Annotated in this window: 11 protein-coding genes; 7 read left to right on the top strand and 4 right to left on the bottom strand. The window is 45.9% G+C overall.

What is annotated here, in order from left to right; all coding sequences use genetic code 11:
* Positions 1–34: 34 nt before the first annotated feature.
* Positions 35–1,150 carry a DNA polymerase III subunit beta gene (gene dnaN, locus V7Q13_RS05530; RefSeq protein ID WP_333799682.1) on the bottom strand — a complete coding sequence of 372 codons (1,116 nt, stop codon included), beginning with the start codon at positions 1,148–1,150 and terminating at the stop codon, positions 35–37.
* A gap of 161 nt (positions 1,151–1,311) precedes the next feature.
* Here dnaN and V7Q13_RS05525 point away from each other — a divergent pair, with 161 nt between their 5' ends.
* The 7 genes from V7Q13_RS05525 to V7Q13_RS05495 all read left to right on the top strand — a co-directional run bounded on the left by V7Q13_RS05525 (position 1,312) and on the right by V7Q13_RS05495 (position 7,551).
* Positions 1,312–1,803 (top strand): regulatory protein RecX, encoded by a 492-nt coding sequence (locus tag V7Q13_RS05525; protein WP_333799681.1) that lies wholly within the window; start codon positions 1,312–1,314, stop codon positions 1,801–1,803.
* 15 nt (positions 1,804–1,818) lie between these two features.
* Positions 1,819–2,841: a lipid A deacylase LpxR family protein gene (locus tag V7Q13_RS05520; RefSeq protein WP_333799680.1), complete on the top strand. Its 1,023-nt coding sequence runs from the start codon at positions 1,819–1,821 to the stop codon at positions 2,839–2,841.
* A gap of 9 nt (positions 2,842–2,850) precedes the next feature.
* Positions 2,851–3,147, top strand: coding sequence for a thiamine-binding protein (locus V7Q13_RS05515; RefSeq protein ID WP_333799679.1), 297 nt, complete (start codon positions 2,851–2,853; stop codon positions 3,145–3,147).
* A gap of 15 nt (positions 3,148–3,162) precedes the next feature.
* Positions 3,163–3,888, top strand: coding sequence for a 3-deoxy-manno-octulosonate cytidylyltransferase (gene kdsB, locus V7Q13_RS05510; RefSeq protein ID WP_333799678.1), 726 nt, complete (start codon positions 3,163–3,165; stop codon positions 3,886–3,888).
* 94 nt (positions 3,889–3,982) lie between these two features.
* A complete protein-coding gene (locus V7Q13_RS05505) occupies positions 3,983–4,534 on the top strand; it encodes a Crp/Fnr family transcriptional regulator (protein ID WP_333799677.1) in 552 nt (183 codons plus the stop codon).
* Positions 4,535–5,013: 479 nt separating this feature from the next.
* Positions 5,014–6,087, top strand: coding sequence for an iron-containing alcohol dehydrogenase family protein (locus V7Q13_RS05500; RefSeq protein WP_333799676.1), 1,074 nt, complete (start codon positions 5,014–5,016; stop codon positions 6,085–6,087).
* A gap of 165 nt (positions 6,088–6,252) precedes the next feature.
* Positions 6,253–7,551, top strand: a complete 1,299-nt coding sequence (locus V7Q13_RS05495; protein WP_333799675.1) for an aminotransferase class V-fold PLP-dependent enzyme — start codon at positions 6,253–6,255, stop codon at positions 7,549–7,551.
* 41 nt (positions 7,552–7,592) lie between these two features.
* Here V7Q13_RS05495 and V7Q13_RS05490 read toward each other — a convergent pair whose 3' ends face one another.
* The 3 genes from V7Q13_RS05490 to V7Q13_RS05480 all read right to left on the bottom strand — a co-directional run bounded on the left by V7Q13_RS05490 (position 7,593) and on the right by V7Q13_RS05480 (position 12,889).
* Complete coding sequence (locus V7Q13_RS05490) at positions 7,593–10,067, bottom strand: hypothetical protein (protein ID WP_333799674.1); 2,475 nt, start codon at positions 10,065–10,067, stop codon at positions 7,593–7,595.
* A gap of 291 nt (positions 10,068–10,358) precedes the next feature.
* On the bottom strand, positions 10,359–11,087 hold the full coding sequence (locus tag V7Q13_RS05485; RefSeq protein ID WP_333799673.1) for a GLPGLI family protein: 729 nt from the start codon (positions 11,085–11,087) through the stop codon (positions 10,359–10,361).
* A 647-nt stretch (positions 11,088–11,734) separates the two neighbouring features.
* Entirely contained in the window at positions 11,735–12,889 is a 1,155-nt protein-coding gene (locus tag V7Q13_RS05480) for an N-acetylmuramoyl-L-alanine amidase family protein (RefSeq protein ID WP_333799672.1), read from the bottom strand.
* Between the last annotated feature and the right edge of the window lie 19 nt (positions 12,890–12,908).

The raw sequence follows: 12,908 nt of genomic DNA, 5'->3' as shown, positions 1-12,908 counted from the left end.
TGTCGGTGCCTTTAAGAATAATTTATAGAGTGACTTAGCTGTTCAGCATCAGCGGCATTACCAGCATCAGCAGTTCTTCGCCATCGCCCATTTCGGTGGGTTTAATAATGCCCGCCTTGGTAGGAGTGCTCAGTTCCATCACCACTTCCTGTGTATCGGCGGCGTTCAGCATTTCAATCAAAAACTTGGCGTTGAAAGCAATTTGCAAATCCTGGCCGTTGTACTGGCAAGGCATGCGTTCGTTACCCTCAAAACTAAAGTCGATGTCTTGTGCGGCCAGCTGCAGTTGGCTGCCATTGATGGTAAGTGCCACCTGATTGGTGCTCTTGTTACTAAAGATGCTTACCCGGCGGAGTGCCTGCTGAAAATCAGCTTTGCTCACCGTCATTTTATACGGGTTGTCGGCAGGTATCACCACTTTGTAATCGGGGAAACGGGCATCAATCAAACGACAGCTCATTTGCGTAGTGCCATGCACCACAAACAGGTGGTTGGCATTATAGTTAATGGTGATTTCGTCTTCGTTGTCGGGCAAGGCACTCTTCAACAGGTTCAAAGGCTTTTTAGGCACAATAAACGAATCGGCTTTGGGGCAGCTCACATCGGTACGCTTGTATTTTACCAGGCGGTGAGCATCGGTGGCTACGGTTTGCAGGCCGTCTTTGCTCAGTTCAAAAAATACACCGGTCATGGCAGGGCGCAGGTCGTCGGTACTTACGGCAAACAAGGTTTTGTTGATGGCCGTTACCAATGCTGTGCTGGTCATAGTAAAACTGTTGGTATCATCGGCCGATGGCTCCTTGGGGAAGTTGTCGGGGTTTTCGCCCATTACCTTGTACTTACCGCTGTCGCTGGTGAGTTCAATGCCGTAGTTTTTATCGATGTTGAAAGTAAGCGGCTGATCGGGCAGGTTTTTGAGTGAGTCCATCAAAATTTTGGCGGGCACACAAACTTTGCCGCTGTCTTTGGCTTCCACATCCAGCTTCACCCGCATCACGGTTTCCAGGTCGGTAGCCGTTACTGTCAGCGTGTTTTTGTCTATTTCAAACAAAAAGTCTTCCAGAATGGGCAGCACGTTGTTGGCCTGAATCACACCATTGATTTGTTGCAGTTGCTTCAGTAATACGGAGGAGGAAACAATAAACTTCATATCGGCATTTTTTCTTAGTCAGTGAGTAATGCGAAGCGGACAGCAGAGCGTCAGCCACTTTCGCAAAGATGCAGGTTAGGCACCTGATGCGAACAAACCTAAAGCAATTTTTTTGGGGTTTTCCAGCCCCATTGGGCTCCTGTTGATAAATTGCACGACACATGCAGCAGCCCAACAACAGATGGACGCCCAACCAGGCCTGGGAAAAAATGAAGCACTTCTGCGCCTATCAGGAGCGGTGCCAGCAGGAGGTGTACCAAAAAATGCGGGCTGCCAGTCTTACGGCCGAAGAAGCCGATACCATCATCAGCCGGCTGATTGAAGAAAACTACCTGAACGAAGAGCGGTTTGCCCGCCAGTTTGCCGGCGGCCACTTTCGGCTGAAGAAATGGGGTAAACAAAAAATAGTGTATGCGCTGAAGCAAAAGCAAATCAGCGATTATTGCATACGCAAAGCCATGGAAGAGATAGGCGAGGATGACTACACACAGGCCTTGCACAAACTAGCCCGGGCCAAATGGGCCGCCATCCGCACCGGCACACCCGCCCAACGCTGGGCCAAAACCAAATTGTTTCTGCTGCAAAAAGGCTATCAGGGCAATGAGGTGCAGGCTGTGCTGCAACAATTGCAACGCGGCGATTTGGAGGAGTAAATCATCAACAGGCGCATGAGAAAATTGTACGGGCAGCTAACGGCTGTGTGTGGTATCATTTTGCTGTCGGGCCTTTCGGCCGTTGCCCAGCCGTTGGTTGAGGAAGACAGTATGCCGCCCCGAATTATCCGCAATCATTTCCGGCATGAGTCGCTCATCATCTCCGACAACGATAACTATGTACTGCAACTACGGGATGGGTATTATACCAACGGGTTGATGTTGCGTTTCAGCCACGCAGCTACTGCAAAGCCTGGTGGTAACCGCTTGGCTAAAGCGGTACACAGCTACGAGTTGGGCCAGCACATTTTCAATCCCGTTCGCTTCGATAGCCTCAATATTGCTACGCAAGACCGGCCGTTTGCGGGCTACCTCTATGGCCGGTTTAGCCGGCAATTGTTTTATAAGCACAATGCTTACCTGCAGCTCAGCGGTTCGCTGGGTGTAGTGGGGCCGGCCTCGGGGGCCAAACAGGTGCAGCGGTGGTACCACAACACCATTGGCATTTACGATGTGCAAGGTTGGAGCAATCAGGTGAAAAATGAGTTTCATGTACAGGGTTCGGTGCAGTATGTGCGTAGCGTTTGGCAAAAAGCACAACAGCAAAGACGTTACGATATTGCTACAGTAACCGAAGCCAATCTGGGCAATGCTTTTGTAAATGCCCAGGCCGGGTTGCTACTGCGGGCCGGGCTGATGGAAGCGTATCAAAACAGTGCTCATTTCAACGGCCGTGTTTCCCGTAAGGGTGCAGATGCTCCTGTGCACCACAAAGAGTTTTATTACTTCGTGCAGCCTACGCTGCAGTGGCAAGGCTACAATGCCAGCCTGCAAGGCGGCATGCTGCGCAGCGATAAAGGCCCGAAAACAGTAGCCATAGAACCTTGGGTGTGGCAACTGCAAACCGGATTTAAGCTGGCGCAAAACCGATGGACACTGTGCATGCATTATGTGTACCGCAGCAAACAAGCCGTGGGTCAGCAGCGAACGGAAAAGTTCTTGTCTATTCAAATCGCCTATCGTACCGGTGGCCATTAACTTCGCAGCATGCATACACTTCCCATCAACGCCTCCATTCAACTGGTACCCATACAAGATGCTGACAAAGCCATGGGCATCATCGACGAAGCCATTGCCCTCATCCGCACTTCAGGATTGGCCTACGAAGTGGGCCCGTTTGGTACTTCTGTAGAAGGATCGTATGAAGAGGTGATGGCCCTCATTCACCGCATCAATGCATGGATGGCGGCAAACAGCTCGGCCGAGTGGGTGTTGAACATTCAGCTGCATATAGCACCAGCACAAGCGGTAACCATGCAACAAAAAACCGCTAAGCACCGATAAACGTACCGCATATTTATGAAGACCATTGCCATGATACCGGCCCGCTATGCGGCCACCCGTTTTCCCGCCAAGCTCATGCAGCAGCTGGGTAATAAATCCGTTATACGCCATACCTACGACAATACCGTAGCCACGGGCTTGTTTGATGAAGTGATGGTGGTAACCGACAGCGACATCATTTACAACGAAATAGTGCAGCACGGTGGCAAGGCCAAAATGAGCATCCGCCAACACGAGAGTGGCAGTGACCGCATAGCCGAAGCTGTGGCCGATATGGAGGTAGACATTGTGGTAAATGTGCAGGGTGATGAGCCATTTGTAAAAGCCGCACCACTCAAAAAACTACTCGACGTATTTGCAGGCGAAGACGGACAAAACGTACAAGTGGCCAGTCTGATGCAAGTGCTGACGCATGCAGCCAGCATTGCCGATCCCAACTATGTAAAAGTGGCGGTAGACCTGCATATGAACAGCCTACTGTTTAGCCGTTCGCCCATACCATACCACCGCGACCAAAACCTGACGCCGGTGTATTACGAGCACATTGGTGTGTATGCTTTTCGCAAGCAGGCGCTACTCAACTTTACCAACTGGGCCATGACGCCACTGGAGGCCGCCGAAAAAATAGAATGCCTCCGCTACCTCGAGCATGGCATACCGCTGAAAATGGTGGTGGTAGATTACATGGGGGTAGAAATAGATACACCAGAAGACCTAGAGAGAGCAGCCCGATTGTTGTAATTTTATAGAGCAATTCATCTCAACTATTCCCTTATCTGCAAAGTATCTGATGCATCGTTTCCCCATCGCTTTTGTGCAACGGTTCAAGGCAGCCATGAACCAGCTACAGCCTGTTTCGAATGAAACGCTGGAGCAGTTTCTGGCGCATTTTGAATTGATGGAGGTAAAAAAAAGTACAATCCTGTTGCGGGAGGGAGAAGTGTGCAGGCACCTCTACTTTATTTTAAAAGGCAGCATCCGATGTTTCATGCACGACAATCAGGGGCGTGAAATCAACCTGCATTTTTATTTTGAAGATGAACTCGTCAGCGAATTTAAAAGCCTGCGGTTGCAAAAACCTTCCAGCAGGAACTTGATAACACTTTCTGCCTGCAATTTGCTGAAGGTGGCGAGACCAGACTATCTGTTGATGTTTGAGCAAAACATTGAATTTACTCAGGCGGCTTTTCGTTTTTTTCAAGAGTTATACATAGCCGAAGAAGCACACAGCGAAATGTTGAAGAAGCTTACCGCAGAAGAACGGTATTTGCACGTATGCACTCATCATCCGCACTTGCTGCAGCGGGTTTCGCTTACGCAACTGGCATCTTGGTTGGGTACCAGCCGCGAAAGCCTGAGCCGCATTCGTGCCCGCCTTAACAACTGATTTGCATTGATGCAAATTTCATGTTAAGGACATTGTTTTCTTTTAGATTTTATTCTGACAAAACTCCGTTAACGCCGGGCTATTGTGACATATAGCACAGAGCAGTCGCTTGGCAGCAGGCGATATTTGCATATACAAAAATGATCTGCTGTAAAAGATAAAAAGATAGTGGTGGGTGTAGAAAAACAGTGTTCGCTGCGGCTGTGTAGTTACCGCTGAAAAGCCATAACAGCAGGCATGCTTTGTAAAAAGTATGTATTGCCGTAGCGACCTGTTTATATTTTTTCCGAAGCCATCAAAAAAAGTATGACCCTTAAACTTTTTCCTAATAGGGTGTGTGGCGTAAGAGTGTGAGGAGTGAGTAGAGCGGACCTGCGAGGGTCCGCTTTTTTGTGCCGTTTTGTTGTGGGCATGCTGCCCGTCTTCGTGAATGCTGGCTCTGTAGAATGGCTATCTTCGCCAATCTTTAACCGAGCAATATGCAATTCAGAAACTTTAAAATGGTGGGCTACGTGGTGTATGGCCGTGGCAGCTTCAATCAGTTGGATGAAATAATTGCACCTCACCGCAAAGCCGGTGCCCCCATGGTGTTTTTACTTGATCATTATTTTCAGGGCAAGCCGTTGGAGACCCGCATTCCGCTGCGGGGCAACGATGTGTTGCTGTATGCCGATGTAACGTACGAACCCAAAACCACGCAGGTAGACCGCATAGCCAGCGAACTCAAAGAAGCCTATGGCACCGTAAGTGGTGTAATTGGTATTGGTGGCGGCAGTACCATGGATTTGGCCAAAGCCGTAAGCCTGATGATGGGCAACCCCGGCAGCAGTGCCGATTATCAGGGTTGGGATTTGGTGAAGCACCCCGGCGTGTACAAAGTGGGCATTCCTACCCTGAGTGGTACCGGTGCCGAAGTAAGCCGTACTACCGTGCTCACGGGCCCCACCCGTAAGCTGGGCATGAACAGCGATTTTACCCCATTCGATCAAATAGTGCTCGACCCCGAACTCACGAAAGATGCCCCGAAAAACCAACGCTTTTATACCGGCATGGATTGTTACATCCATTGCATCGAAAGTTTGGAAGGCACCTACCTGAATGAGTTTAGCAAAAGCTATGGTGAAAAGGCGTTGCAGCTTTGCCGCGAAGTGTTTTTGGAAGAACCAGCGTGGACCGATGACTGCGACGACAAACTGATGATGGCCAGCTACGCCGGTGGTATGAGCATTGCTTACAGTCAGGTAGGTGTGGCCCATGCTGTGAGCTATGGCCTCAGCTATTTGCTGGGTACCAAGCACGGCATTGGCAACTGCATTGTGTTCGATCAGTTGGAAGAGTTCTATCCTGCAGGTGTAGCAGAGTTCAAACGCATGGTGGCTAAAGATGGTTACGAAATACCCAAGGGCATTTGCGCCAACCTCACCGACGAGCAGTTTGATAAAATGATAGATGTAAGTCTGGGTATGAAACCACTGTGGGAAAATGCCCTCGGCAAAAATTGGGAAGCACAAATGACCCGCAGCAGGCTTCGTGCTCTGTATGAAAAGCTGTAACGAATTCGTTAGAAAGGTTTGCAGTAAACAGCTTTGTCATTTCGGTTGTACACAGTTATTCAAACAAATTATACAACAGTCGGCACTACGGTGTCGGCTGTTTTTTTATGGGGGCAAATGATGAATCCTGTACTTTTAGTATAAACTATCCCCCCCCCTTATAATATGTCTAACCGACGTACATTTATGCAGAAGCTGGCCGTATTGGGCACTTCGGCATTTACCGCCAATACACTGCTGCAAGAATTGCACGCCGCTCATTTGGAAGATGCCTACAAATTGCTCGATGCCGACAACCCAGAGTCGGATGCCCGCAATGAAGCCTTCTGGACCTTTTTTCAGCAAGCATATACCGTCAACCCAAACCTCATTAACTTGAATAATGGTGGCGTAAGCCCGGCACCTAAAGTGGTGCAGGAAGCGCTGCATCGCTACAACGATTTGGCCAATCAGGCACCGAGCTACTACATGTGGCGGATAATAGACATGAACCGCGAACCGCTACGCTACAAGCTGGCGCAACTGGCAGGTTGCAGCACCGAAGAAATTGCCATCAACCGCAATACAACGGAGTCGTTGAACACTGTGATTTTTGGATTGCCATTGCAGAAAGGCGATGAAGTCATTGGCACCTTGCAGGACTATCCGAACATGATACAAGCCTGGCGGCAGCGCCAAATGCGGGATGGTATTGTGTACAAGCAAATCTCTTTCGACTTTCCCATTGAAAGTGATGAAATCATCGTTCAAAAATTTGCGGAAGCCATGACGCCCAAAACCAAAGTGGTGCACATCACCCACATCGTCAACTGGGTAGGGCAAATATTGCCGGTGAAAAAAATAGCCGACATGGCACACAGCCGTGGTGCCGAAGTCATCATCGACGGAGCACACAGTTTTGGCTTGCTCAATTTCAAGATACCCGATTTGAGTGGCGATTATTATGGCACATCACTACACAAGTTTTTGAGTGCTCCCATTGGCAACGGCTTGCTCTGGATAAAAAAAGAAAAGATTGGAAAAATATGGCCGTTGTTGTGCAACGATAAGCCGCAGAGTGATGATATCCGCAAGTTTGAAACACTGGGTACCCGTAGCTTTTGCATAGAGCAGGCCATTGGTGAAGCCATCAATTTTCAGGAAGCCATTGGCAGTCAGCGGAAGGAAGACCGCATTCGTTACCTCAAAAACTATTGGGCCGAAAAAGCTGCACAAATACCCAAGGTCAAACTGCACACTTCATTAAAAGGGCCTTACTCCTGCGCCATTGCCGGTGTAAGTATTGATGGCCTGAAGCCTGAAGAACTGGATAGTAAACTATTCAACAAGTTCAAGATTCATGCGGTAGGCATTAACTGGGAAAACATTCATTGCGTAAGGGTAACGCCACATGTGTACACCCGCACCCAAGACCTCGACAAGCTGTTGTATGCACTGGAGCAAATAGCTGCGGGGAGAGCGTAAATAGTAAAACGTTATTCGATTGTAATTAGAGGTAATAATTGCTAGAGTTCAATTCTGGCACTCAACATAAAATTGAGTGGAACAAGCGGAATGCTGAAAAAACTTTGGGCATCAGGATTTTGCCATACAGTTTGCAGACGTTTTGCATTAAGCAGGTTTTCGGCTTTTATGCTGAAGCTATAAGGCTTTTCCGGTAGAGTATACAATAGTGCAAAGTCGAGTAGCAAAAGCTTATTGCTATTGGGGTTGCGTATGTTGTTGAGCAACCAATTCATTTCCATTTCACTTTTCAACCATTTATTCCAAACCATGCTGTTTTTAAGTTTGGCGCTGATGTTGAGAACTTTTTGTGTAATGCCTTTTTGGAGCTTGGCAGGCGGAATATTCCAGAAATGAGATCCTTGTAGTTGCGTAGTAACGTAATACTTTTTTTGCCAACTTTTAATCAGGATGATACTTCCCCACAAAGACTGAAGCTTGCCACTTAGAATCTCACCCAAAATGCTATATTGATTTGCTGTTTGGTACGAACCTATGGATGCTGTCCATTGAAAATTATGCTGCAAATAGTTTTGGTTCACATTATAGCCTACATGTAACCCGTCCATAGGAACCCTGTTGAAAGAGTCAATAGCAACTTGTACAAACTGAACATATCTGCTTGAAATGGCATTGCCATTCCAATGTCTGTTGATAATGCCATACACTTGGTGCATAGTGTTCCCTTTGCCATAAGATACACCTGCCTGTAGTTCATTGCTAATTTGTAGCAGCTTTGTATTGGCATACGATTTAAACGCCTGTAAACTGACGGGATAAACTGATTGAATTTGCTGATGTACTTTCAATGGTGATGCTTCGGCATTTATGGAGATGTTTACCGTCCAGTTTCTGCCAATTTGTTTTCGACTTTCCAATGCCGCAAGTAAAGCCGGCTGTATGTGGTTTGCTTTAACCGGGTAATTGGATTGATTCAACTGTACTCCGATATTGCTTTTGAATGTGATTGGCCATCCTTGCATCAAAAAGCTGCTTGAAGTGTAGATGGAAATATTGGTGTAGGCAAAGCGATCTTTAAACGATCCTGTATTGCTGATGAAACTATCAATAGGCTGCGTCGGCTGCGTAAAATATCGAAAAGGTTGAGTATGGATGGCTTCATGCTGAAGCTGAATACCATAGGTAAACAAGCGTTTGCGAGGCTTGTGCAACCATTCCATGCCAGTATTTGCATGCACTCTCCAAACATCCATTTGCTGCACCAATTGATGGTACTTAGCGGGCAGTTGAAAAATTTGTTGATAAACATTTGAAACACCAATACCAGTTTGTTGATTGAGTTGGGTGTTCGTACTGATCCACCATCTTTTTGCTTTAGTAGAATGAATGCGTTTGGTAAACTGTAGATGTAACTGTGCCGAACCCCAGCGATTGTTCATATCTTGAAATGCAGTATCGCTGGCTGCTATTGGATAGTTGTACATTGAACTACGCTGGTTTTTGCTAAAGTTTCCTGATGCAGAAATGAGCCACACCCACTGACTCAGTGAATCTGGTTTGGCAATGATTTCCTGATTGACTAAAAACGCTCTCGGTTTATTTATGAGTTTATTAATCTCTGTTCTTTCGAAAAAAGTATTTGCATTCAATAAAGATGACACAAGCGAAGATTCTTGCGATTGCTTGTCAGCAACAAAATTGATTTCTGTTTTTAGTTTGATCAACTTTCCTGCTGCCCAATTCAATTGAAGCCTTGTGTCAAAAAGCTCATTTCGGATGTATCTTCTTGCTGCTACATTGTTGATAACGGCAAGGGTAGAAGGCTGTAACATCCAAGGTTCAGCTGCACGTTGAACCGGTTGTTTCATTTCCTCTTGCATCTTCCAATCAAAACCTTCACCTAGGCTGTTGTAGTTGCCAATCAATCCGCCTTTGAGTTTTCCGTAAAGTGCAAACAATACAGGGCTAATAGTATAACGACCTTGCGTACCCATACCAATTTCACCATCGCCAAAAGCTGCTTTCAGTTTTTCTTTTTTCAAGGCCAGATTCACAAAAACTTGTTGCTCATTGTGCAGTCCTTTCAACAATGGATTGTTGGTCTGATTTTCCAACGCTTGTATTTGTTCAAGCACGTGCACTGGAAAGCTATTGAGCATGAGCTGTAATTTATCGGCAAAGATTTCTTCGCCGTCAATCGTGATTTGCTGAACAGCCTTCCTTTTATACAACAGTCTACCATCTTCATTCAGTTCGAAGCCTGGCAGTTTGGTGATAATGTCTTTTAATTTTCGATCACTTGGATCAGTATAGGCTGATACTCTGAAGAATGTAGTGTCGCCACGTTTCCAAGTGGGCGATGCTATCACATGTGCATCAGGAAGTGTAGTACGGGATGATCGTATTAGCGTTATGCGCCAATGGAAAGCGATATCAGTTGGTGAAAGCAATATGTGTTTATTCCAGGTGTCAAATCCAGCAGCCGATACAGATATTTCAATGCTGTCTGTAGTCATTGGGATACGTACGTTTACATAATTTTTTGTGCTAGCATTTGCATACCACAAAATGAGTTGTGAATGCAAGTTTTTTGCTTTCACAAAAAAGCCGGTTACTGGCTGTTGCACCGAATCGAATACTGAAATTTGGATATTGATTTGCTTCGAAGTTTGTTGTGTATTGCCAACAAAGCACATCAGCATTGTACAACATAACATGAAGCATCTGCTTTTGAGTAATTGCATCAGGGAGAACCTAAGTGTCTGATGAGTGTGCATGAATAGTTTCGGGTGAAAACAAAATGAAATTTAGGGGGCTTGTGTTCTCGGCTTTCTAATGATACCCTTATCTGTAAATGGCTCATTGAATTCTTGAGGCCAGAACGTGTTCGGTGGTATTTCACATTTTAGATTGAATGTGTCTATGCTGAATCGCATATTGGATGGAAGATGTGTGGCTTCAAGTACAAGGCCTGGTAAATCTATTATACCCCATGGACCAAATGCCATAGGAATGTCGGCACAAAACCATACTTCAAATATGGTATCACCTTTGGTGTTTTTGAGGATAGATTTTTGGGATTTCAGATTTCCGATTTGTTTTGTTTCATTTGTCATTTCCCATTGTTGGTAGCCCCGCTCAAAACGATAGAAAAGATTCATACCCATATCCATAAAGTCAGTTCTTGATCTTTTAATGGCAGAGTCTAGCCGAAAATAGGTGAGCAATTGCCTTGGAGCACTGGGAACCGTATGAGAAAAGACACCACCTGTTTCTTGAGTGAGCATGATATAGCCTTTGGGGTATTCTTGCAGAAATAATGGCTCTTGATAGTACAGCGATTGATTGCTGTCTGCAAATAAATAACCGGTAAAAGCTAACTCTACAGCACGCTTTTGACTACTGTTTGGCACCTGTACATGCAAGGTTTGATTTACTTTATAAATCACACATTGGGCGTACTGAGCATGAATGTGCTGCATGAATACGATAAAGAGTGTCAACGATATTGTGGTGTACTTGGTAGTTTTTTTCATAATAAAAAAAGATAAGGCCGGCAGGTGTGAATAATTGATACTGAAGAAATGCTCTTGAGTCAGAGCATTCTTACATTGTGTATAGACTAATTGATTTCAGAACAGGGAGGTGTTTGGGTCGGATTTATCACCTCAGCTTTGAACAAGTTAATAGCAGCAGCTGTAGCCTGTTGATAAGCTAAAGAATAGGCTTGAGTGCAGGTTGGGGCACACATATAGCCTGATGCGCTAACAGAAATTGGATAAGAGTTGCCATCACAGCCATCAACAAAGCCACTGGCAGTAGCAATTGCGAATTGACAACAGTCTTCCCATACTACTGTCGTGCTTTGGTGTTCTTGCTGCTGTATGATTGCAGTAATGCTACTCACAGCTTTAGATGGTTTTAGAAATGGGGGGGGGTAGAAGCTTTTGCCGTAAAGACAATTGAAGCCATAATTACACAGTTAATGATTTTTTTCATTTTGTAAAATTTGTCCGGCCTTATCTCTTCAAACATAATAAGAATACTGGAAAAACCCAATAAGCATAAATAAAAAAGAAAATCATAATCTTATAGTAGCTGCAATCAGCTCAATTGCAGATGCGATTACATCGTTTATTTATTGTGGAAATCACTTTCATTTCTCCTGTATAGATAAACTCAATTACTTTAATGCCTTCACCCAATGCAATAATCCTTCATACACTTTTTGTGCGATGCTGTGCTGAAAGCGGCTGCTGCGGATGAGTTGCTCATCTTGCTCATTGCTCAGAAATGCCACTTCTACCAAACAGCTCGGATAATCTGTAGGCTGCACCAGTTGAAAATTGAAACTGCCAATATTGCCAAACTCCGGCAGGTTATCTATCTCCAATAGCTGGCTGAGTATGTGTTGCGTTAGCGGTTGAAAAGCGGGATGCTTGTAGTAAGTGCTCACACCTCTCACGGTAGTGCGGCTGCTGCTATTGAGGTGAAAACTAATGAGTACATCGGGTTGCAACGGTTGCAGGTACAAAAGGCGGTCTTTGTTGTCAATGGTCGTGTCTTTATCCCGAATCATGATGGTTTGTATGCCTTTCTTTTGCAGCAATTGTTGCAGTTCTTTGGCAAAACGAATAGTGTAATCTTTCTCCAAAATTTTAGTGGCAATACCGCTGGCGCCGGTGTTGCTGCCACCATGTCCGGCATCAATGGCTACTACCATATCATGCAAATGCGGATGTGCCGGCTTGCGTTTGATGATGAGCTGCAACCGCTTGCCGCTGTAGCTGATGCGGTAGCCCAGGTGTTGGGCTTGCTTCAAACGAATACAAGCCTGTACCACATCGTTGTCTGTTTGCTTCCAGCTTACCGAGGCAATGCCTTTGGCTGTTTGCAGTTGAGTAATCCAATTCGTATTGGATTGTGCTCCGTAGAGTTCTACATAAATAGCTGTGGGTTCGGTTTCCATCCACGAGGTGTAGGGCACTTTACGGCTCAGGCTGACACTTACGGTATCGTACATATCGCCACCCCGCACATGCCACGATTCGGTGGTAGCTGGCTGTGCAGGTAAACTATCTGTTGTAAAACGTACAAACTCTTTGGCGAGGTAGGCGGTTCTGTGCTTCGACAATTGCAAGGTGTAATTGCCCTGAACACTGTCTATCACATTCACCACAATGCCAGTATCAATATAGCCGGCTTTGGCACTGCCCAATCTGTCGGCACCATTGCTGTACGAGAGTTGCGGCAGCTTGCCTGTAATAACAGCCGCAGATTGTGCCAATGCGATGCTGCTGCAGAGCAATAAAAAGCCGCATGAAATCCATGTCTTCATGCGGCAATTTAAGTATTGA

Origin of the sequence: Phnomibacter sp. (genome assembly GCF_036803085.1) — a bacterium.
GTDB lineage: Bacteria > Bacteroidota > Bacteroidia > Chitinophagales > Chitinophagaceae > Phnomibacter.
Note: the sequence above shows the minus strand (reverse complement) of the source record. Positions and strands in the feature narration are given on the sequence as shown.